25 protein-coding genes are annotated in these 26259 nt (G+C 62.3%); 10 read left to right on the forward strand and 15 right to left on the reverse strand.

Translation table 11 applies throughout. The annotated features are described in order from the left end of the window. Positions 1-52: 52 nt before the first annotated feature. A complete protein-coding gene (locus EN885_RS20885; protein WP_128242611.1) occupies positions 53-817 on the forward strand; it encodes a copper homeostasis protein CutC in 765 nt (254 codons plus the stop codon). Between the two features lie 20 nt (positions 818-837). Next, positions 838-1335 (forward strand): GNAT family N-acetyltransferase, encoded by a 498-nt coding sequence (locus EN885_RS20890; RefSeq protein WP_245493116.1) that lies wholly within the window; start codon positions 838-840, stop codon positions 1333-1335. Between the two features lie 10 nt (positions 1336-1345). Here EN885_RS20890 and EN885_RS20895 read toward each other — a convergent pair whose 3' ends face one another. The 5 genes from EN885_RS20895 to EN885_RS20915 form a co-directional block, all read right to left on the reverse strand. After that, positions 1346-2368: an acyltransferase gene (locus EN885_RS20895; protein ID WP_128242613.1), complete on the reverse strand. Its 1023-nt coding sequence runs from the start codon at positions 2366-2368 to the stop codon at positions 1346-1348. A 230-nt stretch (positions 2369-2598) separates the two neighbouring features. Beyond that, positions 2599-3396 (reverse strand): xanthine dehydrogenase family protein subunit M, encoded by a 798-nt coding sequence (locus EN885_RS20900; protein ID WP_128242614.1) that lies wholly within the window; start codon positions 3394-3396, stop codon positions 2599-2601. A gap of 115 nt (positions 3397-3511) precedes the next feature. Continuing rightward, positions 3512-5860: a xanthine dehydrogenase family protein molybdopterin-binding subunit gene (locus EN885_RS20905; RefSeq protein WP_128242615.1), complete on the reverse strand. Its 2349-nt coding sequence runs from the start codon at positions 5858-5860 to the stop codon at positions 3512-3514. A 114-nt stretch (positions 5861-5974) separates the two neighbouring features. Then, positions 5975-6469: a (2Fe-2S)-binding protein gene (locus EN885_RS20910; RefSeq protein ID WP_126106187.1), complete on the reverse strand. Its 495-nt coding sequence runs from the start codon at positions 6467-6469 to the stop codon at positions 5975-5977. Between the two features lie 259 nt (positions 6470-6728). Then, positions 6729-7160 carry a hypothetical protein gene (locus EN885_RS20915; RefSeq protein ID WP_095485535.1) on the reverse strand — a complete coding sequence of 144 codons (432 nt, stop codon included), beginning with the start codon at positions 7158-7160 and terminating at the stop codon, positions 6729-6731. A gap of 244 nt (positions 7161-7404) precedes the next feature. Here EN885_RS20915 and EN885_RS20920 point away from each other — a divergent pair, with 244 nt between their 5' ends. Then, positions 7405-8535 (forward strand): FIST signal transduction protein, encoded by a 1131-nt coding sequence (locus EN885_RS20920; RefSeq protein WP_245329864.1) that lies wholly within the window; start codon positions 7405-7407, stop codon positions 8533-8535. A 9-nt stretch (positions 8536-8544) separates the two neighbouring features. Continuing rightward, a complete protein-coding gene (locus EN885_RS20925; protein ID WP_126106186.1) occupies positions 8545-9885 on the forward strand; it encodes a hybrid sensor histidine kinase/response regulator in 1341 nt (446 codons plus the stop codon). Positions 9886-10353: 468 nt separating this feature from the next. Here the strand turns inward: EN885_RS20925 and EN885_RS20930 are convergent, their stop codons facing one another. Then, positions 10354-11037 carry a response regulator transcription factor gene (locus EN885_RS20930; RefSeq protein WP_126106185.1) on the reverse strand — a complete coding sequence of 228 codons (684 nt, stop codon included), beginning with the start codon at positions 11035-11037 and terminating at the stop codon, positions 10354-10356. A gap of 156 nt (positions 11038-11193) precedes the next feature. Here EN885_RS20930 and maiA point away from each other — a divergent pair, with 156 nt between their 5' ends. Beyond that, positions 11194-11844, forward strand: a complete 651-nt coding sequence (maiA, locus tag EN885_RS20935) for a maleylacetoacetate isomerase (protein WP_127294182.1) — start codon at positions 11194-11196, stop codon at positions 11842-11844. A 32-nt stretch (positions 11845-11876) separates the two neighbouring features. Further along, on the forward strand, positions 11877-12917 hold the full coding sequence (locus tag EN885_RS20940) for a zinc-dependent alcohol dehydrogenase family protein (RefSeq protein ID WP_128242616.1): 1041 nt from the start codon (positions 11877-11879) through the stop codon (positions 12915-12917). Between the two features lie 216 nt (positions 12918-13133). On the opposite strand, the gene EN885_RS20945 is transcribed toward EN885_RS20940, so the two are convergent. Beyond that, on the reverse strand, positions 13134-13997 hold the full coding sequence (locus EN885_RS20945; protein WP_128242617.1) for a DMT family transporter: 864 nt from the start codon (positions 13995-13997) through the stop codon (positions 13134-13136). A 105-nt stretch (positions 13998-14102) separates the two neighbouring features. On the opposite strand from EN885_RS20945, the gene EN885_RS20950 reads away from it, so the two are divergent. After that, complete coding sequence (locus EN885_RS20950; protein ID WP_128242618.1) at positions 14103-15506, forward strand: PLP-dependent aminotransferase family protein; 1404 nt, start codon at positions 14103-14105, stop codon at positions 15504-15506. A 39-nt stretch (positions 15507-15545) separates the two neighbouring features. Here EN885_RS20950 and EN885_RS20955 read toward each other — a convergent pair whose 3' ends face one another. From EN885_RS20955 to EN885_RS20965, 3 genes are all read right to left on the reverse strand, one after another. Next, entirely contained in the window at positions 15546-16043 is a 498-nt protein-coding gene (locus EN885_RS20955; RefSeq protein ID WP_095486635.1) for a MaoC family dehydratase, read from the reverse strand. A 260-nt stretch (positions 16044-16303) separates the two neighbouring features. Then, positions 16304-16732, reverse strand: a complete 429-nt coding sequence (locus EN885_RS20960) for a phasin family protein (RefSeq protein ID WP_095486636.1) — start codon at positions 16730-16732, stop codon at positions 16304-16306. Between the two features lie 96 nt (positions 16733-16828). Continuing rightward, a complete protein-coding gene (locus EN885_RS20965; RefSeq protein WP_128242619.1) occupies positions 16829-18124 on the reverse strand; it encodes a DUF445 domain-containing protein in 1296 nt (431 codons plus the stop codon). A 202-nt stretch (positions 18125-18326) separates the two neighbouring features. Between EN885_RS20965 and rirA the strand changes: the two genes are divergently transcribed. Then, positions 18327-18788 carry an iron-responsive transcriptional regulator RirA gene (gene rirA, locus EN885_RS20970; protein ID WP_126106178.1) on the forward strand — a complete coding sequence of 154 codons (462 nt, stop codon included), beginning with the start codon at positions 18327-18329 and terminating at the stop codon, positions 18786-18788. Positions 18789-18944: 156 nt separating this feature from the next. Here the strand turns inward: rirA and EN885_RS20975 are convergent, their stop codons facing one another. The 5 genes from EN885_RS20975 to hemP are packed head-to-tail and all read right to left on the reverse strand — an operon-like array spanning position 18945 to position 23083. Further along, entirely contained in the window at positions 18945-19733 is a 789-nt protein-coding gene (locus tag EN885_RS20975) for a heme ABC transporter ATP-binding protein (protein ID WP_128242620.1), read from the reverse strand. 10 nt (positions 19734-19743) lie between these two features. Then, positions 19744-20844 (reverse strand): iron ABC transporter permease, encoded by a 1101-nt coding sequence (locus EN885_RS20980; protein WP_128242621.1) that lies wholly within the window; start codon positions 20842-20844, stop codon positions 19744-19746. Between the two features lie 11 nt (positions 20845-20855). After that, positions 20856-21764, reverse strand: coding sequence for a hemin ABC transporter substrate-binding protein (locus tag EN885_RS20985; protein ID WP_128242622.1), 909 nt, complete (start codon positions 21762-21764; stop codon positions 20856-20858). A gap of 11 nt (positions 21765-21775) precedes the next feature. Beyond that, positions 21776-22855: a hemin-degrading factor gene (locus EN885_RS20990; protein ID WP_128242623.1), complete on the reverse strand. Its 1080-nt coding sequence runs from the start codon at positions 22853-22855 to the stop codon at positions 21776-21778. Positions 22856-22876: 21 nt separating this feature from the next. Beyond that, on the reverse strand, positions 22877-23083 hold the full coding sequence (gene hemP, locus EN885_RS20995; RefSeq protein ID WP_095494491.1) for a hemin uptake protein HemP: 207 nt from the start codon (positions 23081-23083) through the stop codon (positions 22877-22879). A 301-nt stretch (positions 23084-23384) separates the two neighbouring features. Between hemP and EN885_RS21000 the strand changes: the two genes are divergently transcribed. Beyond that, positions 23385-25544 (forward strand): TonB-dependent hemoglobin/transferrin/lactoferrin family receptor, encoded by a 2160-nt coding sequence (locus EN885_RS21000; protein ID WP_245493117.1) that lies wholly within the window; start codon positions 23385-23387, stop codon positions 25542-25544. 5 nt (positions 25545-25549) lie between these two features. Continuing rightward, entirely contained in the window at positions 25550-25993 is a 444-nt protein-coding gene (locus tag EN885_RS21005) for a hypothetical protein (protein WP_128242625.1), read from the forward strand. Positions 25994-26259 lie beyond the last annotated feature (266 nt).

Here is a 26259-nt window from a genome sequence, read left to right on the forward strand (position 1 = left end):
CAAGGAGCCCGATGCTAGGGCTGCACGTCTTGAATCAGCAACGGATGCCCCCGTGACCGACACCGAACGCCCTCGCCTGCCGCTGATCGAAATCTGCGTCGAAGGCATAGATGGCCTGCTCGCCGCCCAGGCCGCCGGCGCCGACCGGGTCGAGCTGTGCGCCAGCCTCGTCGAAGGCGGCATCACGCCGAGTTTTGGCACCGTGCGCGCCGCGCTTGAGCTGGCGACGATCCCATTCCACGTCATCGTGCGGCCGCGCGGCGGCGATTTTCTCTACAGCGAGGCCGAATACAATTCGATGCTCGCCGATGTGCGCGCGCTGCGCGAGCTTGGCGTGGCCGGTGTCGTCGTCGGCTGCCTGAGCGCCGACGGCACCATCGACGAAAAGCGCATGAGCGAATTGGCACAGGCGGCAGGGTCCTTGAACGTGACCTGCCACCGTGCCTTCGACATGACGCGCGATCCGGCAGAAGCGCTGGAAGCGCTGATCCGCAGCAAGGTCGGCCGCGTGCTGACCAGCGGCCAGCGCGACACCGCATTGGAAGGCATAGCCCTGCTGGCGGACCTCGTCCGGCAGGCGGGGAAGCGCATCATCATTCTCGGCTGCGGCGGGCTCGACCCGGGGAATATCGCCGAGGTGCGGGAAAAAACCGGACTGACGGAAATGCACTTCGCCGCACTCAAGGACGTGCCGAGCGCCATGCGCTACCGCAATCCCCAGGTTGGCATGGGCGGCACCGACCTCGACCGCGAGTACCGCAACACGGTGACCGACGCGGCGCTGGTGGCGGCGACGATTGCGGCGGCGAGAGCATGATCCCGGAAGGAAGAAAACACGTGACGCAAGCACGCTTGCCGATCGACCGGGTCTCGCCGCAGGACGAGTCCGCCGTCCTCGCCCTCAACAACGAGCACGCGGCCGAGTTGTCGTGGCTTGAGCCAGAGCGCCTGTCCTTCCTGCTCGCCGAGGCGTTTTATGCGCGTCGCATCGGTGCGCTCGAAGCCTTCATCATGACCTTCGACCAGGACGCCCGCTACGACAGCCCGAACTTCCTGTGGTTTCGCGAGCGTTATCCGCGCTTCGTCTATGTCGACCGTGTCGTCGTCGCGGGAGAAGCGCGTGGTCGCGGCCATGCCCGCAGGCTCTATAAGGACCTGTTCGACCATGCCCTGCGTGCCGGCCAGACCATCGTCACTTGCGAGGTGAATGCTGAGCCGCCCAACCCGGCTTCGGATGCCTTTCACGCAGCGCTCGGCTTCGTCGAGGTCGGCGACGCGGTGATCCACGGTGGCAAGAAGGCGGTGCGCTACTATTCCAGGCAGATCACCGGCTGAGGCGACAACTCTACCAGTTGCGGTTCAGCCAAGCGCGAGCCGGCTTTTCGACGATGTAATAGCTGCACAGGGCGCAAGCGAACGCCCCGGCCAGCATCAGCAGCGGCGCACTGCCTTGCGAATAGACGAATTTGTAGAACGGCTGCTGCCACAGATAGAGCGAATACGACCACAGCCCCAGCGTCGCCATCGGCCAGCAGGACAAAAATCCCGTCAGGTAACGAGCGCTGAAGTCGAGCGAATTGACGGCGAGCGCCAACAGCGGCACCGCGACCAGATAGTGGATCGGCGTCGGCACCGCATCCATGAACAGAAGGACCGCCCCGACGGACGCCGCAACCGCGACATGCGGCCCCTTGAACAAGGCCGGCAGTCTGTCGCCGGCCTTGAGCAGGCATATCACCGCCGACAGCAGGATCGAGGCGATGTGCACGTCGGTCCGCCAATAGGTGGTCTCGTAGTCCATTCCGAAGACCCAGTATGAAATCGCGCCATTCGCCATGGCCAGCACCGACAGCGCACTAAGCAGCATGATGACGCGCGCACGCCCCGAAACGACAAAGCTGATCAGCGCCAGGATGACATAGGCATGTTCTTCGACGCACAGCGACCAGATATGGTCGAGCGCGCCGGCGCGGCTGACGAGAATCCCGGCATAATTGTAGGTGAATGTCAGCGCCGTCAGCGCCGCCTTCCATTTGAAGGCGACAAAGGTGCCGGACAAGGCAACCATCGAAGCGACGACGAAAACCAGCAGCGCCGGATAGATGCGGGAGAACCGGCGCTTGAAGAACGCCTTGAGCGGGTAGCGTTCGACAAAGAGAATCTCGGCCATCAGCCGGCCGCTGAGCACGAAAAAGAACTCGACGCCCATGACACCGAGGTTGATTCCGGGAACGGGGAAAAAGTGGCCGATCAGCACCAATGCGATCGACAGGCCGCGCCAGCCGTCGAGATAGGCCAGCCTTGTTCTCGACGATGTGTCGGCGGCGGACCGGGACACGACAAGCTGCGTCGCGGAGATATCCGTCATACCGGTCCCTTCGCATTTGAATGATGCGAAAGGGCTGCAGGCTATGACTGTGCGCTCCGAGCCCCGGCTCGCATTTCCTCCAGGCATATTGCAGTGCAATAGAATGTTGTGCAAGTGCGAGATGGCAACACTCTGGCATGTCCGGCCATCTGACCCGAGAGCGACGAAAAAAGGGGCCGCGAAGGCCCCTTTCCCAAAGCTGGCAATCCCAGGGCCGGCAATCGGAATCTTCAGCCGTTGGCGGCAGCCACGGCGCGCTTGGCCATCACCGCGATCAGATTGGCCCGATAATCGGCCGAGGCGTGGATGTCACTCATCAAATTCTTCGCCGAAATCTTCATGCCGTCGAGGGCGGCGGCCGTGAAACTCTTGGTCAGCGCCGCCTCGATTTCCTTCGAACGGAAGACGCCGTCGTCGCCGGCCCCGGTGACGGCGACCCTGACGCCGTCCTTGCCCTTGGCCACGAAAACCCCGACGATCGCATAGCGCGAGGCCGGATTGCGGAACTTTTCATAGGCCGCCTTGGCCGGCGCGGTGAAGGTCACGGCAGTGATGATCTCGCCGTCTTTCAGCGCCGTCTCGAACAGGCCCGTGAAGAACTTGCCGGCCGCGATCTCGCGCTTGTTGGTGACGATGGTGGCGTCGAGCGCCAGAAGTGCTGCCGGATAGTCGGCCGCCGGATCGTTGTTGGCGATCGAGCCGCCGATCGTGCCCTTGTAGCGCACCGCCGGGTCGCCGATCCGGGACGCCATATGGGCGAGTGCCGGACAGGCCTTCTTCAGCTTCTCGTCGCTGGCGACATCATGATGCGTGGTGCCGGCGCCGATAGTGACGGTCTTGCCCGACACCTTGACGCCTTGCAGGTCCTTGATCCGCGACAGGTCGACCAGGTCGGAAGGCGCGGCAAGCCGCGTCTTCATGGCAGGGATCAGCGTCATGCCGCCCGACAAGAGCTTTGCATCGCCGCTCTTGAGCAGCTTGGCGGCATCGGCGACGGAGGCGGCGCGGTGATAGTTGACTGAGTACATTGGGAGTCTCCCGTGAAATAGTGGGTAGTTAGTAGTGAGTAGTGAGTAGTAATTCCGGTCGATTTTGCCTCAATCGTAACTATTCACTACTGACTATTCACTACTCACTCCTGTTTCAGTGTTTCGTTGCCCGGATCGCTGCCCAAACCGTGGACGGCGATGCCGGCATGGCGATATCGGTGATGCCGATGGCGTCGGTGATGGCGTTGATCACCGCCGGCGGTGAGCCGATGGCGCCGGCCTCACCGCAGCCCTTGATGCCGAGCGGATTGCCCGGGCACGGCGTGTTCGAGGTCGAGACCTTGAACGACGGCAAATCGTCGGCGCGCGGCATGGCGTAGTCCATATAGCTCGCCGTCAAAAGCTGCCCGCTGGCGTCGTAGCGAGTGCCCTCCAGCAAGGCCTGGCCGATGCCTTGGGCGACGCCGCCATGCACCTGGCCTTCGACGATCATCGGGTTGATGATGTTGCCGAAATCGTCGGCGGCGACGAACTGGACGATCTCGGTCACGCCGGTTTCCGGATCGATCTCCACCTCGCAGACATAGCAGCCGGCCGGGAAGGTGAAGTTCGACGGATCGTAGAACGACGTCTCCTTCAGCCCCGGCTCCATGCCGCCTGGCAAGTTGTGGGCGGTGTAGGCCGCAAGCGCCATCTGGAACCACGGCACGCTCTTATCGGTGCCTGTGACCTTCAACGCGCCGTTTTCGATGACGATGTCGCCCTCGTCGGCCTCGAGCAGATGCGCGGCGATCTTCTTGGCCTTGGCCTCGACCTTGTCGAGCGCCTTGGCGACGGCCGACATGCCGACGGCGCCCGAGCGCGAACCGTAGGTTCCCATGCCCATCTGCACCTTGTCGGTATCGCCATGGACGATCGAGACGCTGTCTATCGGCACGCCGAAGCGCTGGTTGACCAGTTGCGCGAAAGTCGTCTCATGGCCCTGGCCATGGCTGTGCGAGCCGGTCAGCACCTCGATGGTGCCGGCGGCATTGACGCGCACCTCGGCACTTTCCCAAAGGCCGACACCCGCTCCAAGACTGCCGACCGCCGCCGACGGCGCCAGGCCGCAGGCCTCGATATAGTTGCTCAAGCCGATGCCGCGCAGCTTGCCTCTGTTGGCGGCGGCGGTCTTGCGCTTGGCAAAGCCGGCATAGTCGGCAGCCGCCATCGCCGCGTCGAGCGAGGCGGCATAATCGCCGGCGTCATAATTCATGATGACCGGCGTCTGGTGCGGGAACGATGTGATGAAGTTCTTTCGGCGAAGCTCCGCCGGTGACACGCCCAATTCGCGAGCGGCGGTCTCCATCGTGCGTTCGAGCAGATAGGTGGCCTCCGGCCGCCCTGCCCCGCGATAGGCGTCGACCGGCGCGGTGTTGGTGTAGACGGCGCGCACATTGGCGTGGATCGCCGGAATATCGTACTGGCCCGACAACAGCGTCGCGTAGAGATAGGTCGGCACACAGGACGAGAAGAGCGACATGTAGGCACCGAGATTGGCGATGGTGTCGACCTTCAGTCCGGTGATCCTGTTGTCCTTGTCGAAGGCCATCTCCACCGTCGAGACATGGTCACGGCCATGGGCATCGGTGAGAAAACTCTCGGTGCGGTCAGCCACCCATTTGACCGGCACGCCGGTCTTCTTCGAGGCCCAGAGGCAGATGATTTCTTCCGGATAGATGTAGATCTTCGAGCCGAAGCCGCCGCCGACATCCGGCGCGATGACGCGCAGCTTGTTTTCCGGAGCGACATTGTAGAAGGCGCTCATCACCAGGCGCGCGAGATGCGGATTCTGCGAGGTCGTCCAACACGTGTAGTGGTCCTCGGCCTTGTTGTAATAGCCTAGTGCCGCACGCGGCTCCATGGCGTTGGGCACCAGCCGGTTGTTGACGATCTTCATGCGGGTGACGTGGGCAGCGGCCTTGATCGCCGCATTGGTCGCTGTGCTGTCGCCGAGCTCCCAGTCGAAAATCAGGTTGCCGTCGGCTTCCGGATGGATCTGCGGTGCGCTCCTTTCGAGCGCCTTCGGAGCATCGACGACTGCTTTCAATTCCTTATAGGTGATGTCGACCGCTTCGGCCGCGTCGCGCGCCTGGCCCTTGGTTTCGGCGACCACGATGACCACCGCGTCGCCGACATAGCGGACCCTATCGAAGGCCAGCGGCGACCATGCCCCCATCTTCATCGGCGAGCCGTCCTTGGAATGAATCATCCACCCGCAGATGAGATTGCCGATGCCGTCGGCCTTGAGCTCCTTGCCGGTCAGCACACCGATGACGCCCGGCATGGCCTGAGCCTTTTTGACATCGATCTTCTTGATCTGTGCATGCGCGTACGGGCTGCGCACGAAGGCCGCATGCTTCATGCCGGGAACCACCATGTCGTCGACATAGCGCCCGGCGCCGGTAATGAACCGCCTGTCTTCCTTGCGCGCTACACGAGCGCCAACACCTTCAATGCCCATCGCAGAAATTCCTCCCGAATTGCTGAACTAGGTGAGTAGGGCAGTAGGGCAGTAAGGCAGTAGGGATTTGAGCCAATTTCCCTACTGCCTTACTGCCCTACTCCCTTACTGCCCTTATGCTGCTTGCTTGGCCTTGCCCTTCGAAGACATCGTCTCCGATGCGGCGAGGATCGCCTTCACGATGTTGTGGTAGCCGGTGCAGCGGCAGATGTTGCCTTCGAGCTCGGCGCGCACCGTGGCCTCGTCGAGGCCTTCGGGGTGACGGTTGATCATGTCGGTCGCCGCCATGATCATGCCCGGCGTGCAGAAACCGCACTGCAGCCCATGATGCTCTTTGAACGCCGCCTGCACCGGATGCAGGTCAGCGCCGTCCGCCAAGCCTTCGATCGTCACGATGGTCGACCCGGAGGCTTGCACCGCAAGCATCGTGCAGGATTTTACCGCCTTGCCATCGACATGGATCACACAGGCGCCGCATTGCGAGGTGTCGCAGCCGACATGCGTCCCGGTCAGGCCGAGATTCTCCCTCAAGAAATGAACCAGAAGCGTACGGTCTTCGGCAGCGCCGCTGACTCGCTTTCCGTTGACCGTAAACGATACGTCCGACATGAAACCTCCCTGGGTGCTACCTTGGTCGTTCTGGCGTCGGTGTTGCCCGAGCCCTCCATCTGTCCGCTATTCTTATACCGCATAAAGCACGGGGAAAAAGTGCCGCGGAATGCCGAGATTGCGAGAATGCAGTTCGTCCGAAAATCCGCCTATTGTACTTTCGGTCACGCAAAGACAGGAAATGGCGCAACGAAGCGAAACACGGTCGCTGTGCGATGCCGCCTTCCGGCCATCAGCGGCCGGGCTGGCCAAGCCGATTTCAGCCGATGCCGTGTTTTCTCAGAACCTCCCGCTCGTCGCCTGATACCCACCCAAATACTTTGGGCTCTCCGCCCAGCTTCTGCACGAGGTAGTGGACGTCGAAATCTATCGTGACGTCCGGTCCGTCTTTTCGGGCATAGATCGACGTCCAGGCGACGTGGGCAACGCAATGATGCTCGTCTATCGGCGAGATGCGAACATCGCGTATTCGCATCTCCTTCGTGCCGATCGCCCGATAATGAGCATAGCCTTGCTCCATAGCCTGCTTGAACTGGTCGTCGTTGTTCCCGACCATGACGCCGGCAGGCGACGCCGCGATGAAGGCGGAGGCGTAGACCGATGCGACTTCGTCCATGTCGGCATCGCCGGCGAGGGATTTCCGGAAAAGCTGCTCATACCTTTCGAACAGCTTCCTGACCTGGGCGTCCATGGATCACGCTCCCTTCCAGTGTAGTTCTGGCCAGTGTGGTTCTGGATTTGAAGTTTCTGAACGCTGACGCCGTCAAAAATAGCAGAAAATTCAAATCCGTCATGTTGGCTCATTGCCAAAGTGGCGCTTGAAGACAACAATGCCCTCGACGCCGGCGCGCCAGACGCGCACAAAAAGCGCGTCGGAGGAATGGAGGAGGAAGCCGCTGGCCAGTTCACGGACGCGCTATGCATGCGGCCTATCGGTGCTCACTACCGACGAACCCGACGCGGATGCGTTCGCCCGGGCGGTGGCGGTGGAAGCCGCAGCCGTCGATGCCGGCTTCGCCCTGCTGTTTTTCTCGCAGAGCCTCGTCGAGGCAGTCGCCCTTTCGGAAGCGCTGAAAGCCCAAGCGCCGGCGCTCCTCTATGCCGGCTGCTCGACGGCCGGCGAGATTACGCCCAAAGGCCTGGAGGACGGCCAGGTCCTGGCCATGCTGCTTCCCTCCGCAACGTTTTCGGCAGCCAGCACCATGGTCGAAAATCTGTCCTCATCGGGCATGGACGGGATCACCGGCGAAGTCGAGGCGCTGAGGCGTTCGTTACGCGGGCGCGTCGGGCACGAGCGAGCTGACACCACTTTCGCGCTCTGCTTCATCGACGGGCTGTCCTATGCCGAAGAAGCCGTGACCTCCGCCATCCATTGGGGGCTCGACGACATTCCGCTGATCGGCGGGTCGGCGGGCGATGATCTGAAATTCGAGACGACGCGGCTGATCTCGAACGGCAAGGTTGCCTCCGACAGCGCCATCATCGTGCTGATCACCACGGAAATTCCTTTCCACGTGTTCAAGACCGACAATTTCGTCCCCACCGACGAGAAGCTGGTGGTGACCGCATCCGATCCCGATCACCGCACCGTGCGCGAATTCAACGCCACCAATGCCGCCGAGGAATATGCCGCCTCGGTCGGCGTCATCCCGCAGATGCTGACGCCGCTGAGTTTTGCCTCGCACCCGGTGGTGTTGAAAGTGGGCGGCGAATTTTACTGCCGCTCGATCCAGAAGATGCACGCGGACGGCTCGCTGTCGTTCTTCTGCGCCATCGACGATGGCGTCGTCCTTTCCATCGCCCAGCCCAAGAACATGGTCGAATCGACGCGGGCCGCCCTTAGGGATGTCGAGGAAAGGCTTGGCGGCATCGACATGATCCTCGGTTTCGACTGCGTGCTGCGCAGGCTCGACGCGCGCAACCGCCAGGTCTTTCGAGAGATTTCGGAACTCTACAAGGTCAACAACGTCATCGGCTTCGGCACCTATGGCGAACAGTACCGGTCGATGCATCTGAACCAGACTTTCACCGGCATCGCTTTCGGAGAGCGGCAGGCGGCGGAGTAGGAGGTTCTTATGCCGCTCAGGAACATCAACGACCTGGAGAAGCTGAAGAAGATCAACGCAGCCCTCGTCAGCCGCGTCGAGCGCTCTATGGAACAGCAGGGCAACGCGTTCTCGCTGTTCCAGACCGCGATTTCGCTCGAGAATCGAGTGCGTACGCGCACCGAGGAATTGCACTCGACACTGCGTAGATTGGAACAGTCCAATATCGATCTCAGCGCGGCCAAGGAAAACGCCGAGCTGGCGAACCTGTCCAAGACCAGGTTCCTGGCCGCCGCCAGCCACGACGTGTTGCAACCGCTGAACGCCGCGCATCTCTCCGTCTCGGCGCTGGCCGAAGTGCAGACCAGCGACGAAGGCAAAAAACTGGTCCGGCAGGTCGAGCGGTCGCTGGAGACGATGGAGGATCTGCTCCGCACCCTGCTCGACATTTCCAAGCTCGACGCCGGTGTCGTGCAGCCCGATATCGGCGACGTCAGCCTGGAGATGCTGTTTTCGTCGCTGCGCTCGGATTTCCTGCCGGTCGCCGAAATGAAGGGCCTGACGCTAAAGTTCCGGCCGGTCAACGCCGTCGTGCGCTCGGACCGCACCTTGCTGCGCCGTATCCTGCAGAACATCCTTTCCAACGCGCTGCGCTACACCCGCTCCGGCGGCGTGCTGGTCGGCACCAGGCATCGCGGCGACACGATCCGCATAGATGTCGCCGATACCGGCTGCGGCATACCCGACGACCAGCGCGAGGCCGTGTTCGAGGAATTCCACCGCGGCACGATCCCGACCGATGCCGGGCTTGCCGGCGGCGGGCTGGGATTGGGCCTGGCCATCGTGCGCCGCATCGCCGCCGCACTCGGCCATCCCGTGACGTTTTCGTCGAAGGTCGGACACGGCACGATTTTCCATATCGACGTTCCGGTCGGGATCGGCGCTAGCGTCGATGCCATTGCCAGCACCGCCGACATGGAGCGGCCGCGCGGCTACGGTCTGTTCGGCACAAAGGTGCTGCTGGTCGAGAACGACATCGAGGTGCTGCAGGCGATGACGTCCCTGCTCGAGCGCTGGCAATGCCTGGTGCGCCCCGCCACCTCGACCGGTGATGCGCTCGACATGCTTGGCGATACGGACTGGGTGCCGGACATCGTCATAGCCGACCAGCATCTCGACGGCGGCGATCTCGGCACCACGACCATCGCCGAGGTCCGCGATTATCTCAGCCGTGCCGTGCCGGCGCTGATCGTCACCGCCGACGGTTCGGAAAAAATTGCCAAAGCCGCCCGCGCGGCCGGCATCGAGCTGATGCGCAAGCCGCTGAAACCGGCACAACTGCGCGCGCTGCTGGCGCATTTGCTGGCTTGATCCCTCAAAGACACGGGCAGAAGACCGCTAGCGACAAGAAAATGGTGCACTGTCACCGTGTTCCGTCCTAGCTCTGGGGCAAAGACGAATGGCCACTTTAGAACTTAGTTCATCCGAAAGAGACCGAATCGAGAGGGTATTGCAGGCGGCCATCTCAGGCTCGTGGGAAGAATTCAAGTCTCTTCCGGATGAGCCCTTTCGAGTGACAAATCGATGCTCGAGCAATTCGAAGATTCTTCAAAGAGGATTCGACGAGCCGAAGCGAATTTGGAGAAATCGACGGGCATTGAGTTGCAGGAGGATGGGACGCGTTTCATCTTAACGAAGTTCAAGTCGAATGATGGAACTAACATTATCCTAACATTGCATAGCACCGACGAATCAGAACTCAGCATCATAAGCATATGGAACTTTTTCCAGGAGCTGGACCTCAAATCGTTTTTCGATAGTTAAAACCGCAGCCGGCTCTCAAAACCCCGCCTGGCCGCGAAACAGCTCGGCACTGTCGAGCTTCGAAACCTCGATGACGGCTTGCGTCCGGCTGTAGACGTTGAGCTTGCGCAGGATCTCGGAGACATGTGCCTTGACCGTGGTCTCGCCGACCTGCAGCTCGTAGGCGATCTGCTTGTTGAGCAAGCCCTGGCGCAGCATCTGCAGCACCCGCAATTGCTGCGGCGTCAGCTTGGCAAGCCGCTGCACCATTTCGGCGCGGTCGGTGCTGTTGGCGTCCGGCGGCTGGCCTTCGTAGGTTTCGGGCACGTAGATCGCACCTTCCATCACCGAGCGGATGGCGGCGGCCAGATCGCTCTTGCGCGCCGATTTCGGGATGAAGCCGGCCGCGCCATAGGACAGCGCCTCGGAAATGATCTTGGGCTCCTCATGCCCCGAAACGATGACCACCGGCAGGCGCGGATAGCGGGTCCGAAGCTGCAGCAGCCCGTCGAAGCCATGCACATCCGGCATGCTGAGGTCGAGCAGCGCGAGATCGAAGGGCTTGGCATCCGCCAGAAGCTCAAATGCCTCGGTGATCGAACGCGCCTCGACAGTGTCCACGTCCGGATAGGCCATTTGCACAGCGCTGTGCAGCGCCTCGCGAAACAGCGGGTGGTCGTCGATGATCAGAAACCGGGCGCGATCGTTGACTGCGGTCATGGCATTCGTTTCGGTTCAGGCAGGATAGAATAGCCCAGTGACCATGGCCAGATTATTGGCAAATAGTACATCGCCATCTCTAGCCGAAAGGCGGAGATGGCAATTTCCGGACCACCATGCCTTGCCCGGCCGCCCAAATCGGCCGAATGTGCGGGAATGAGCGACCTCGTCCTTCATAACTACTACCGCTCCTCCACCTCTTACCGGGTGCGGATCGCGCTGGAGATGAAGGGCCTGACCTACCAATACGTGCCGCATCATCTTCGGCACGGCGAGCATCTCGAGCCCGCCTATCTCTCGGTCAATCCGCAGGGGCTGGTGCCGGCACTGATCCTGGGCGACGGCACGCTGCTGACGCAATCACTGGCAATCATCGAATTTCTGAACGAGACTTGGCCCGAACCGCCGCTTTTGCCCCAGGACGCCCTTGGCCGGGCCCGCGTCAGGATGCTGGCGCAGATGATCGCCTGCGACATCCATCCGGTGAACAATCTGCGTGTGCTGACATCATTGCGCACTCTGTTCGGCGCCGGCGACGAGGACGTCGCCAACTGGTTTCGGCACTGGGTGAACGAAGGCTTCCAGCCACTTGAAAAAATTCTGGCTTCCTCGTCCGAAACCGGGACATTCTGCCACGACGACACGCCGGGGCTGGCCGACATCTGCCTGGTCGCTCAGGTCACCAGCAACGCCCGTTTCGGCGTCGACATGACGCCCTATCCGACGATCACACGCATCCACGCCGCCTGCATGGCGCTGCCGGCCTTCCAAAAGGCGGCACCCGAGAACCAGATCGATGCCGAATAGAGCGAGTTGGATAAAAGCATGAGGAATTGCCGATGAAAGCCGTTGTCTTCGAAAAGTTCGGTGAAACGCCGACGATCCAGACTGTTCCCGATCCGGAGCCGGCGTCGGAGGGTGTCGTCATCAAGGTCGAGGCGACCGGTCTTTGCCGCAGCGACTGGCACGGCTGGATGGGCCATGACGACGGCATCAGCCTGCCGCACGTGCCGGGCCACGAGCTTGCCGGCGTCGTGGTGGCGGCCGGTAGCCAAGTGACCCGCTGGAAGGCCGGCGAGCGCGTCACCGTGCCGTTCGCCGTCGGCTGCGGCCGCTGTTTCGAGTGCAGCTCCGGCAATCATCAGGTCTGCGAACACCAGTCCCAGCCCGGGTTCACCGCCTGGGGCTCGTTCGCCGAATATGTCGCCATCGACCATGCCGACACCAATCTGGTCCGCTTGCCGGACGAGATGGAATTCGCCACCGCCGCCAGCCTCGGCTGCCGCTTCGTCACCTCGTTCCGCGCCATTGTCGACCAGGGCCGGGTGACGCCCGGCGAATGGGTGGCCGTGCATGGCTGCGGCGGCGTCGGCCTGTCGGCGATCATGATCGCCAGCGCCATGGGCGCCAACGTGATCGCCATCGACCTGACCGACGAGAAGCTGGACTTCGCCAGCAAGATCGGCGCCGTTGCGACCATCAACGCCGCCAAGACGCCGAATGTGGTCAAGGCGGTCAAGCAGATCACCAATGGCGGCGCGCATATGTCGATGGACGCGCTCGGCCATTCGACGACCTCGTTCAACTCGATCGCGAACCTGCGCCGGCGCGGCCGCCATGTGCAGGTCGGCCTGATGCTCGGCGATCACGCCAGGCCACAGATCCCGATGGACAAGGTGATCGCCTTCGAGCTCGAAATCTTCGGCAGCCACGGCATGCAGGCCTACCGCTACCAGGCGATGATGGAGATGATCCGCACCGGCAAGCTGAAGCCCGAACTGCTGGTCGGCAAGAGGATCAGCCTCGACGAAGCGCCGACGGCCTTGATGGCAATGGGCGGCTTCGAAGGCATCGGCATCGGCGTGGTGACGAAGTTCTAGCCGTTCGGCTCTTCCTTCTCCCCTTGTTGTGGGAGAAGGTGGATCGGTGCGCAGCGCCGAGACGGATGAGGGGTGTTGGAAGAAACGCGGCGTGAAATATCGAAGAATTTTAGGCGTTTACGTCTTCAATGGAGTGATCCGGCCAGCACCCCTCATCCGACCGAGCTTCGCTCGGCCACCTTCTCCCACAAGGGGAGAAGGAAGAAGGGCTGACGCCTATCTCGCATATCTCTTCGCGCCGACCACGCAAAGCACCACGGCAGCGGTGACGGCGATCATGGCGGAACTGACCTGCTCGTGCAGCAGCATTGCCGCCAGCCCGAGGCCGAAGAAAGGCTGGAGAAGCTGCAACTGCCCGACCGCGGCGATGCCGCCTTGCGCCAGTCCGCGATACCAGAACACAAAGCCGATCAGCATGCTGAACAGCGAGACATAGGCCAGTCCAATCCAGGCGGCGTTGCCGACGCTTTCGAGCGACGGCGGCATGGTGATGAGCGTCAGAGCCAGCATGACCGGCAGCGACAACACCAGCGCCCATGAGATCACCTGCCAGCCGCCAAGTTTACGCGACAGCGTGGCTCCTTCCGCATAACCCAGTCCGCACAGGATGATTGCGCCCAGCATCAGCATGTCACCAACCGGCGAGGCCGAGACGCCTTGCGTCGCCGCAAAACCGGCAACAAGGGCGCTGCCAAGGCACGAAAACAGCCAGAAAGCCGGTTTGGGGCGATCGCCGCCGCGGATGACGCCGAAGATCGCGGTCGCCAACGGCAACAGGCCGACGAAAATGATGGAATGGGCCGAGGTGATGTGCTTGAGCGCCAACGCTGTCAGCAAGGGAAAGCCGACCACGACGCCGAGCGCCACGATGGCCAGCGATAACAAATCCTGCCGCTCCGGACGCTTCTGGCGGAAAATGAGCAGAAGCACGAGGCCGAGTATGCCCGCCGTGGCAGCACGGGCGACGGTTAGGAAGGTCGGATCGAAATCCATCACCGCAACACGCGTTGCCGGAAGTGATCCGCTGAAAATCAGCACCCCTACGAATCCGTTTATCCAGCCACCCGCCGTCTTGTCCATCGCACGCTCCTGATGTTCTCGCCTCTATCGGGCCTGATGTATGGCGCCACCAGAGACAATGAGGTACAGTTTTGCAAAACTGTCATGGTAAGTTGAGCAGTACGGATGGATGAGCAGACGACGGCAAGTGAGGGCAGCGGGACGCTTGTCGAAAGCGTCATGGCGACGATCAGGCAGAGGATCGCCGCGCGCAGCCTGACACCGGGAACACGATTGCCTTCGATCCGGGCTTTCGCGAAGACCATGCAGGTTTCCAAATCCACCGTGGTCGAAGCCTATGAGCGTCTTGCGGCGGAGGGCATCATCCGCTCGCGGCCAGGCTCGGGTTTTTATGCTGGCGGACCGCTGGCTCCTTTGTCCCTGGCCGAGATCGGCCCCAGGCTTGACCGAGCTGTCGATCCGCTCTGGGTTTCGCGCCAGTCGCTGGAAGCCGGCGACGGCGTGCTCAAACCTGGCTGCGGCTGGCTGCCTGCCTCCTGGATGCCGGAGGCTGGATTGCGCCGGGCACTGCGGACAATGGCACGCGGCGATGATGTCACGCTGACGGATTACGGCACCCCTCTCGGGCTGCCGCCGCTGCGTCATCTGCTCGCACGGCGCATGGCAGGGTACGGCATCGAGGCATCTCCTGACCAGATCATGCTGACGGAATCGGGCACCCAGGCGATCGATCTCCTGTGCCGGTTCCTGCTCGAGCCGGGCGACACGGTGCTGGTGGACGATCCCTGCTATTTCAACTTCCATGCCCTGTTGCGCGCCCACCGGGTCAAGGTGGTCGGCGTTCCCTATACGCCGTCGGGACCGGATATCGAGCTGTTCGCGCAGGCGCTGACGGAGCACCAGCCGCGTCTCTACATCACCAATTCCGCGCTTCACAATCCGACGGGTGCAATTCTGTCGCCGGTCGTCGCCCATCGATTGCTCAAGCTCGCCGACCAATCGGACCTGACGATCATCGAAGACGATATCTTTGCCGACTTCGAACACACGCCCGCACCCAGGCTGGCGGCGTTCGACGGCCTTGGCCGCGTCGTCCATATCGGCAGCTTCTCAAAAACGCTTTCGGCGTCGGTGCGCTGCGGCTTCATCGCGGCTCCGCGCGACTGGATGGATGGGTTGACCGACCTCAAGATCGCCACGTCCTTTGGCAGCGGCAGGCTTGCCTCCGAACTGGTGCTGACGCTGCTGAAGGACGGTCTCTATCGCAAGCACGTGGATTTGTTGCGCACGCGGCTTTCACGCGCCATGGCTGAGACAAGCACGCGGCTGAAGGCGATCGGCATCACGCCGTGGATCGACCAGCCGGCCGGCATGTTCTTGTGGTGCAGCCTACCGGAAGGCGTGGATGCAGCTGAAATGGCCCGCCGCGCCTTGTCGGCCAATATCGTGCTGGCGCCCGGCAATGCGTTCAGCCTGTCTCAAACTGCCAGCCGTTTCCTGCGCTTCAACGTCGCGCAGTCGGCAGACGAGAGAATTTTCAGGACACTCGAGGAGGCGATGTCGCGTTGATTTTCGCTATCACGGAAATGCAGGCCTTGGCGCTTCGCCTCAGGCCCTGCCCCGCTTGCGCCGCTCGTAAAGCATGACGAGCGTTTCGGCCGTCAGCGCCGGCTTCTGCTCACCTTCGATCTCGACGATGTTGGCGGCCTTCATCAGATACTGGCCGGGGCCCTTGTCCTCCACGGACAAAAGCGTGATGCGCAGTCTGATGCGCGCGCCGGCCCTGACCGGCGCCAGGAACCGCACCTTGTCGAAGCCATAGTTGAAGGCGGCTTGCGTGTTTTCGGGCACGATGCCCATGTCCAGCGCCAGCGCGCCGATGATCGACAGCGTCAGATAGCCGTGCGCGATGGTGGTGCGGAACGGGCTTTGCCGCTTCGCCCGCTCTGGATCGACATGGATCCATTGGCGGTCGCCCGTGCATTCGGCGAACTGGTCGATGCGGCTCTGGTCGACCGTCGTCCAGTCCGACACACCGAGCTCCTGCCCGGTCATCATCCTGAGCTGCTCGTAGGTCGGCGGCGTCCTCGGCCGTGTTTGCGTCATTCTTGCTTTCCCGATCGCCTGCTTTCCCGATCACTTGTCCTGCCTCCCGACCACGAACCGGCCGCCTCTGTCAATTCGCTCCGCGCGTTCCGCTGCGGTATCCTCGGTCGGATCGCGTCAACGCCTGTGTCCAGCGCCGCAAAACAGGCTATCCGGGCCAAGAGAAACTTTGTGCCTCGCCGAGGCCGAGAATCAACAATACGACTTTCAGGAGCCGGATAGGCGGGAGAAAAGTCCGTCTGCTTTGGCTTGGGAATAGCCTACTTCTTGTCGTAGCCGGTGCGGATTTCCTCCATCGCCTCCTTGATGCGGTCGCGCAGGATCTCGACCGATTCGGTGCCGGATTTCCTTGCCAGTTCGGCCACTTCGCCGGCATTCTTCAATGCGGTCTCGAAGGATTTCCTGGCGAACGCCGCTTGCTTGGCCATCAACTCCCGAGGATCGCCCGGCGCTCTGTAGCTCTGCGCCATGTCGGCGATTTCGTGCAGCGTGTCCTGCAGCATCTCGCGTTGTCGGGAGAATAGCGACGACGCGCCGGCGGCACTTGCCCTGGCTGATTTTTCCAGTGCCTCGAGGTTCTTGCGATGATGGTTGAGGATCGCCTCGACGTCTACGTTCGGCAGCTTCAGGTCGCGGCCGAACCTGCCGAACATGTCCATGAAAGAGCCGGGATCCGGTTGCTTTGCCATGGTGGGTTCTCCCCTCTTGTTGCGAATGCAGCGCCTGAGGAGAAGAATAGGGCACTGGTGCTTCGCGGTCCATTCGAAGGCGCAACACATCGCGGTTCAGCCGACGAGGAACAGCCGTTCCACCGTATAAAGCGCGACGCCGGCAAGGCCGCCGATGACCATGCCGTTGAAGCGGATATATTGCAGGTCCCTGCCAATGTTCATCTCGATCAGCCTGGTGAGCTGGGCGAGGTCCCAGCGCTTGACCTGATCGGCGATGAATTTCGAGACGCCGCTCTTCTGGCTTTCGACGAAGGAAGCCAGCGCCACGACGAAACCCTGGTTCATGTCGGCTCTGATCTGCGCGTCGCCGGAAAGATGGCGGCCGACTTCGACGAACATGTTGGCGAGATGGGCGCGAATCATCGAATTCGACGCCTTGGCGTCCTGCTCGATGAACAGGCTGAGGCTTTCCCACATGTCGCCGGCCAGCGCCTTCAGCTCCGGCCTGGCGAGGAAATCGCGCTTCAGTTTCTCGGCGCGCTTGGCGTATTGCTTGGATGTCCTCAGCCGCTCGACGAAGGTCAGGACAAAACGGTCGAATTCGGCGCGCATCGGGTGTTCGGGATCGGCCCTCACCTCGTCGAGCAGCGAACCGGCGGAGGCGACGATCTTTTTCAGCAGATAGGCGTCGGCGCGAAACAGGTTGAACAGCGACGGCAGTTCCTCGCGGATCTTCTCGCGCATGCTCGCCAGCGCCTGCTCGTCGCTCAAAAAGCGGCCGACGACCTTGGTGAATTCGTCGAACAGCCTTTGGTGGCGGCGGTCGTCGGTCAGGGCCGACAGCAACTCGGCGGCGAGCGGCGCCAGCGGCACCTTTTCGATCTGCTCCAGCATGCGGCTGGTGACGAAGCCGCGCAGGCCCGATTGCTTGACGGCCGCCAGCGTCTGCGGCACCAGCCGGCCGACGAAATGCGATAGATCGGCGGCGCGGTTGGGGTCGGCCAGCCAGTCGGCGACGAGCGCGGAAAAGTCGACCTCGGCAAGCTTTTCGCGCACCGGCTCGGGCGCCAGGAAATTGACCTCGATGAAGCGGCCGAGATTGTCGGCGATGCGGTTCTGGTTCTCCGGAATGATGGCGGTGTGCGGGATCGGCAGGCCGAGCGGCCGCCTGAACAGCGCTACCACCGCATACCAGTCGGCCAGCCCGCCAATCGTCGCCGCCTCGGCGAAAGCGGCGACGAATCCCAGCCACGGATAGTGGCCCTCGAACGACTTGGCCGCCGCGAAGACGAGGACGCACAGCGCCAGCGCTGCGGTGGCGACGAACTTGGTGCGCCGAAGCGCCGAAAGCTTGGCGTCCGCGTCGGCATCGAACCGGGCGGATGCCAAAGTCGGTGCTGATTGTGACATGGATGAACTGCTCCTGGTCGATCTCGCGGACTTAACTTAGTAATCCGCCCACCCGAATGCGCGCCAGACCAATCGGGGCCATGTTTTGCACGACCCTGTGCGCAAACTTGACAAAAATCTTCACCTATTATGCGATGCTTGTCTGGAATTATTCCAAGGTATAGGCCATATTAGGCTTGAGCTAATGCTTCGTGAGGACAAAATGCGGCTGACACGCCAGACCAACTACGCCATGCGCATCCTGATGTATTGCGCCGCGAATACCGATCGGCTGAGCCGCATCCCAGAGATCGCGGCCGCCTACTCGGTGTCCGAGCTTTTTCTCTTCAAGATCCTGCAGCCTTTGGTCGAGCATGGTCTGGTCGAGACGGTGCGCGGCAGGAACGGCGGCGTCAGGCTCGGCCGCGCGGCCGAATCCATCACGCTGTTCGACGTCGTGCGCGTGACCGAAGAGAGCTTCGCCATGGCCGAATGCTTCGAGAACGATGCCGCCGAATGTCCGCTGGTCGACAGTTGCGCGCTGAATTCGGCGCTGCGCGAGGCGCTCAACGCCTTCTTCGCCGTGCTTGAGCGCTACACGATCGCCGACATGGTGGCGGCGCGTCCGAATGTGCGACACCTGCTCGGCATCGACATGCTGGTGCAAAGGGCGCCGGCCGCCTGATCCTGGTCGCATCGCGGTTTGGCTAGGTCTGTTGAGATTCAGGTCAGGCCGAGCCGAAAATGGTGGGTTCCGAGAACCGGAACGGAGCGTACGTTTGGGTACGTGAGTACCGGAAGTGTAGGAAATCGCCATTTGCAGGCCGGCATCACCTGAATATCAACAGACCGACTGCGGCAATACGAACGGCATGTCTCCGGCCGGCAGCACGCCTACCCTCAGCCGGCAATCGAACACTTTTTCGATCAGATCGTCGCTCAGCACGTCCTGCGGTGAGCCGGTGGCGGCTAGCCTGCCGCGATGCATGACGAAAATCCGGTCGGCATACATGGCCGTCAGATTGAGGTCGTGCAGGATGGCGACCACGCCGCCGCCCCGTCTGGCGAAGTCGCGGGCGATGTTCATGATGATCAATTGGTGCTTGATATCGAGGCTGGAAACCGGCTCGTCGAGGAAGAGATAGCGCGGTTTGCCGTCGAGGACCGGCGCCCAGACCTGGCAGAGCACGCGGGCCAACTGCACGCGCTGCTGCTCGCCGCCCGAAAGCTCCTGGTAGAAACGGCCGGCAAAGCCGTCGAGGTCGACCCGCGCCAGCGCCTGTTCGGGCAGGCGCTCGTCCTCACCGGGAAGCGCGCCCGAGCGCCCGCCGAGCAGGCCGAGCCTGACGATCTCGCGCACAGTGAAGGGAAAGGACAACGTCGTCGCCTGCGGCAGGACGGCGCGCATCGTCGCGGCCTCGACCGGTTTCATCACCGACAGGTCGCGGCCGTTGATGGTGACCTCTCCCGAATAGGCAAGATCGCCGGACAGCGCCCTCAGGAAGGTCGTCTTGCCCGAACCATTGGGGCCGACGATGGCCGCGATTTCGCCGGGCCGCATGTCGAAATCGACATTGGCGACGATACGCTTGCCGCCGATCGCCACCGAGACATCTCGCGCATCGATCATAAAAACCCTCTCACAGGTCGATGACCCCACGCTTGCGCAGCAGGATCCAGAGGAAGAACGGAGCGCCCGCGATCGCGGTGACGATGCCGATCGGCAGCTCGGCCGGCGCAACGATGGTGCGGGCGATGGCATCGGCCAGCAACAGCAGGCAAGCGCCAAGCAGGGCCGAGGCCGGCAGCAAATAACGGTTGTCCGGGCCGATAGCCAGGCGCAGCAGATGCGGCACCACGATGCCGACAAAACCAATGCCGCCGCTGACCGCGACAGACGCTCCGACCGCCGCCGAAACGCCGATGATTGCAGTGTATTTCAGCCGCTGCACCGGGATACCGAGATGGCCGGCGGTGGCCTCGCCCAGCGCCAGCGCGTTGAGGCCGCGCGCCAGGAACGGCATCGCCACCAACGCCAGCACGATGATCGGCCCGACTGAGCCGATTTTTTGCCAGGTCGCGCCGGCAAGCGAGCCGAGCTGCCAGAAGGTCAGGTCGCGCAACTGCCGGTCGTCGGCCATGAAGATCAGGATGCCGGTCAGCGCCATGGCAAGGGCAGCCAGCGCAATACCGGCGAGCAGCATGGTGGCGACCGAGGTTCGGCCTTGCCGGGTGGCGACCTGATAGAGCACCAATGTCGTCGCCAGCCCGCCGCAGAACGCGGCAAGCGGCAGAGCGAGCGTGCCCAGCACCGAAGTTATCGGCGCCAGCACCGTGGCGCCAAGCACGATGACAGCCACCGCGCCGAGGCTCGACCCGGCCGAAACCCCGATGAGACCGGGATCTGCCAGCGGGTTGCGGAATAGCCCTTGCATGACCGCTCCGGAGACGGCAAGCGCGGCGCCGATCAGCACACCGAGGATGACGCGCGGCAGGCGGATGTCATAGACAATCAGGCGGTCGCGGGCGCTCAGCGCCTCATTGCCGGGTGCTGCGCCCAACAGCCAGTCGCCAACGACGCTGACGGCCGAGGCATCGGATGCGCCTGATGTCAGCGACAGCAGGACGGCAACGGCAAGTCCCAGGCACAAAAGCAGAATGACGATGCGCGCCCGCCCCGAACGGTCACCGTCGGATGCTGTCGCCATGGTGCCCGCACCAGCGATCGATTGATCCACCATTGGAAGCCCGCTCAGTCCGCGGCCTGCCCGCCATAAAGCGAGGCGGCAAGGTCGTGGATGACGTCGGCCGTGCGCGGCCCGAAGCCGAGCAGATAGCCGCCATCCATGCGGATCACCTTGCGCGCAGCACCCGCCGGCGTCGACAAGATGGCCGGGTTCGCGAACAATTCGTCATCCGATGCGGCGGGACCGGCATTGTTCATCATCAGGATGACGTCCGGCTTGGCGGTGATAACAGCCTCGTCGGACAATTGCTTGTAGCCGGAATAGCCGTCAACCGCGTTGTCGCCGCCCGAAAGCTTGATGATGCCGTCGGCGGCAGTCTCGCTGCCGGATGCGAGTATCTTGCCGCCCTGCATCGACAGCACGAACAGGACGCGCTTGCGCTCCTTGATCGAAGCGGTCTGCTTTTCGGCGGCCTTCAGCTTGGCATCGATCTCGGCTGCCAGCGCATCGGCCTTGGCGTCCACGCCAAGCGCCTTGCCGACGATATGGATCTTTTCGAGAATGCCTTCATGGTCGTAGCGCTCGGGCACCTCGATGAATGGAATGCTCGTTTTCTTCAGCACGTCGACGGCCTGCTTCGGCCCGCTGCCGTGCAGCGCCAGGATGCCTGACGGATTGACCGACAGGACACCTTCTGGCGACAGCTGGCGCATGTAACCGACATCAGGCAGCTTGAGCGCCGCCTCGGGATAACGGCTGGTCGAATCGCGAGCGACCAGCCGATCCTGCTCGCCGAGCGCAAAGACGATCTCGGTGATCGAACCGCCGATGGCCGCTACCTTCGACGGATCGGCAAAGACCTCCGTGCCTTCGGCGGCACCGGCCGGCAGCAATGCGGCAAAGGCCAGGGCAAGGCCGATCGCGGCCCCAAGCGTCGTTCTGAAAACACGCGCCCGTTTAAGCAAAGGAGCCATTGTCGTTGTCCTCAGGCTGCGGTCGGGCTTGGAATGCGCGGCAGGTTCTCTGCCAGGAACCGCCAGTCCTCGCGCTCGCTTTCACCTTCATGGCGCTTGCCGAAGAACTGGATGATCATCTTGCCGTCGGCGCCATAGGCTTCGAGAGACGTGACGTGGCCATCCTTGGTCGGTTTGCGCACGCCCCAGACCTCATGGATGTGGTCGGTCCGCAGATGCAAGTGGAAGGTCTCGTCCAGCACGTTGATCCATGGCCCCATCGGCTTGATCGACTTGATCGGACCCGAATGGATCTGGATGCAGCCGCGATTGCCGACAAAGCACATGATCGGCATCTCACCCTCGGCGGCATGGTGGAACATGGCGCTGACGGCATCGTTGTCGAGCAGCCAGGCGTAATCCTGGCCGACCATGCGCATCGCCTGGCGGCGATCGAGCTTGAGCGTCTTCAGCATGCCGAAGAACTGGTGCACGTCGGTCAGCCGGCTCCAGCGGTCGCGCAGATCGTCGACATCAGCGGAAGCGTCGGAAGCCTCGGCCTCGTTTTCAGGCCCGGCTTCTGAAATCGCCCCTCCTTCCGAAGTCGCGACCATCGACTCCTGGTTCGGCGATTCAAGTTCGGCCACCAGCTTCTGATAGGCATAGAGGTTGGACGCGGGCCGCAGATGCACCTTGTGCACCGCCTCGCCCGCCGCATCGAAGAACTGCAGGCTGCGCCTGATATCGCCGCCGTCGCGCTTTTCGACGGCAAAGCCGTGCGCCCAGACTTTCGGGAAGATGCGCAGGTCGATGTTCTCGCCAAGCACCATGGCATTGTGGTTGCCGGTGACGACTTTGTCGTAGACGCCGATCTTCTCGTGCACAGCGCTTTCGTTGCGCGTCAGCGCCATGACCTCACCGACGGCCTCGAGGCCGGTCAGAAGATCGTTGACGCGCGGCTCGACGCGGACGACGCCGTCGCCGCAATGCGCGGCGACCAGCTCGGCCTCCGAAATGCCAAGCTGGGCGGCCAGATCGCGCTCGCGCGTCTTCGGATTGTCTGCCCGCGCCCGCCGGATCTCGTGCGGAGCGGGTTTTACGCGCTGGTCCATCTCTTAAATACCTACTCTTGCCTACTTGTTGAGGATGAGCTTGCCCTGGCGGGTGATCTTCAGCCGGTAGAGCGCTCCGTGATGCTCGATGCCGATCTCGTGCTCGCCCTGGAACAGCGTGTTGCTGGACAGGGTTCTCACGGTCAACGGAACCCGGTCGAAACGAGCCGAATTGTCGTCGGAACGGCGGACGCGATAGCGAAAGTCATTGGGATTGTGCGTGTTCATCTGGTTCGATCCCTTTCCTGTGCCGGGCGTCTGGCTAGGCGTTGCGTAGATGCCGATTCATTTCTTGACTTGAATAATCATGTTTATTAGTCAGTGCAATACCGGACTAAGTGAGTCAAAGATTTAAGACGCCGGACACGACGAAAAATGCCAGCAAGCTTCAAGCCAGCCAGCATCGAACCAGGTATTTTGGAGTTGGGGCATGGGGTTGGCGAATTGGGGACGGCTGGGGCTGGCGAATAGCAGCCCAGGTCCGGCGCATCGAGGTCCGGCGCATCGATCGATGGCAAAGGGCCGGTCTATGGCAACGGGAATCGCCGCATTGCTGGCGGGTGCTGCGGCGATCGCTCTGCTCACGCCGTCAGCCAACGCTCAACAGGCCGCCCAACCGGCAACAGACCAGCAGCAGCCCGAACAAGCGCAGACGCCTGAAGAGGCTGCGCCGGCCCCGGCAGGCGCAACGCTGCTCGACCAGATCCTGGTCATCAGCCGCACCGGCGAGACGGCGATCGATTCCCTGGCTTCGGTCAGTCATGTCGATCAGGAGCAATTGGAACGCCGCATGGCGACGACGCCAAACGAAATGCTATTGGGTGTGCCTGGAATAGCGGTCCAGACAGATGCAAGGCGCGTCAGTTCCAGCATCAATATCCGTGGCTTACAGGATTTCGGCCGCGTCGCGGTGATCGTCGACGGCGCGCGGCAGAATTTCCAGCGCTCCGACCACGGCACGCAATCCACCTTCTATATCGACCCGGAGCTCATCAAATCTGTCGACGTCATCCGCGGCCCGGTCGCCAACACCTACGGCTCGGGCGCCATCGGCGGCGTCGTCTTGTTCGAGACCAAGGACGCGGAAGACTATCTTCGCGACGGCGAGACATGGGCGGCGTCTGCGACTGGGCGCTTCGAGAGCAATGGCGAAGGCTGGACGACCAGCGCCGCCGGTGCTTACCGTTTCAATGAAAACTGGGATGTCCTCGGCAACATCGTCTATCGCGACTATGACGACTACAAGGATGGCGGCGGCGATACGGTGAACGGCACCGGCTTCGACGTCTTGAGTGGCCTTCTCAAGACGACCATCCGCCCCACTGAAAACAGCGAACTGAAGCTGGGCTGGAATGGCACGAGCGACGGGTGGGACGAGGTCAGCGGCGGCACATCGGTGAACGATGTCGAGCTGAAAGCGAACACCTTCACGGGCCGCTACAACATCACCGACGAAGACAAGAGCTGGCTCGATCTCCACATCAACGCCTCCTACAACAAGACCGACATGGAAATGACAAGCCTTGTCCCGCAAAACCGGTTTGATCCAGTCACCGGTCTTCCCATCGTCTTGCCGGCGGGTTCGATGTCGACCTTCGATATCGGCACTTCGGGCATCGACATCTGGAACACCTCGCGGTTCGAGACCGCCGGCATTGCGCACGAACTGACCTACGGTGGCGACTGGGTTGGCGACGACGTCGAGACGGGTGGTGCCGCAGGCGGCGCCAGTTTCTATACCCCTTCGGGCAAGCGAAACGTTTCCGGCGCTTACGTCCAGGACAAGCTCACATGGGACTGGCTCGAAGTTATCGCCGGGCTGCGTTACGACAGCTACAAGCTCGAAAGCGATGTCGGCGAAACCTCCGGCGACCGGCTGTCGCCGCGCATCACCGTCGGCGTCTCGCCATTCGAAACCGCCAGTCTTTCGGGACTGCAATTTTACGGCACCTATGCGGAGGGATATCGCTCCCCGTCGCTGTCGGAAACTCTCATCAGTGGCAATCATCCGGCAGGCGTCAGCTTTCCGTTTCTCCCCAATCCCGATCTGAAGCCTGAAACCGGCAAGACCGTGGAATTTGGCGTCAACTACAAGCATGACGACATCCTCGAAGCCGGCGACGCGTTTCGTTTCAAGGCGGCCTACTTCAACAACGACGTCGACGACTACATCGACGGCGTCACCCTGTCGGCCTTCGATCCGACCAGCGGCTGCCCGTTCGGCTCCGGCATCCCGATCTGCTTCCAGTACCAGAACTTCGCAAAAGCCAAGATCCGCGGCTTTGAAATGGAAGGCGTCTATGACGCCAGCTGGGGTTTCGTCGGGCTGTCGGCCTCGATCATCGATGGCCACACCATCTCCTATGAAGGCGAGCGGGCAGACCTCGTCACCGTCCCCTCTTCCCAAGTCACCGCGCAACTCGGCTTCCGCTTTCTGGAGGACAAGCTGACCGTCGGCGGCGAGGTGCAGTACAATGGCAAGCCGAAGGGCAACGCAGTGGCCAAGGACTACACCCTGGTCAATGCCTTCGCCAGCTATCAGGCGACCGACAATTTCAAAGTCGACTTCCGCGCCGACAATTTGTTCGACGTGAAATACACCAATCCGTTGAATGCATCGGCCACGAGTGTAATTTACGAGCCCGGCGTCACGCTGAAGCTGGCGGCGACAATGCGATTTGGAGGCTGACGACAATGGCAAGCTTGACGGCATCGCTTCGCCTGCTGACCTCGGTGCTGACGATGCCGCTTGTGATGGGTTCGGCGTGGGCGCAAGAGTCCGCGCCGGTCCCTGGTCTCACGCTTGAACTCAACGGCGCACAACCTTCCGACAAGGGCTGCCGTTTGACGTTCGTGGTCAACAACACTCTCGGCGCCGACCTCTCGAAAGCGGCGTTCGAGATCGCGCTGTTCAACGAGGCTGGTGTCGTCGACCGGCTGACCGTTCTCGACTTCAAGGATCTGCCGGCGGGCAAGACCAAGGTGACGCGTTTCGATCTTGCCGGCGCAGACTGCGCCAAGGTCAGCCGCGTGTTGATCAACAGCGCGACCGAATGCGCCGGCACCGGCATCGAGCCGGACGCTTGCATGCGCAGGCTGAAGACCGAGACCAAGACCGGCATCGCCTTCGGGGTCTGAGACCACAGTGGGACTGGAGCCCGCACTCGGACGGAACATCGTGGCATGGCCTTTGGCCACCTCCGTTCTGTGGCCGCTAGATGCCAACGATCTTGATTTGACAAGTCCGCACCGGTCGCGGCAGGTCTCGTTGCGAACCATGCAGGAAATCAGTCCCCTCCCCGACGCCAATGGCGAACTGGCGATTGCGCCGACCGAACCGCTTGCGCCGGCCCGGCCGTCAGCCATGAGCCGCAAATGGACGGCGGCGATCATCGCCTCCTGCC

This window comes from Mesorhizobium sp. M6A.T.Cr.TU.014.01.1.1 (assembly GCF_004022765.1).
GTDB lineage: Bacteria > Pseudomonadota > Alphaproteobacteria > Rhizobiales > Rhizobiaceae > Mesorhizobium > Mesorhizobium mediterraneum.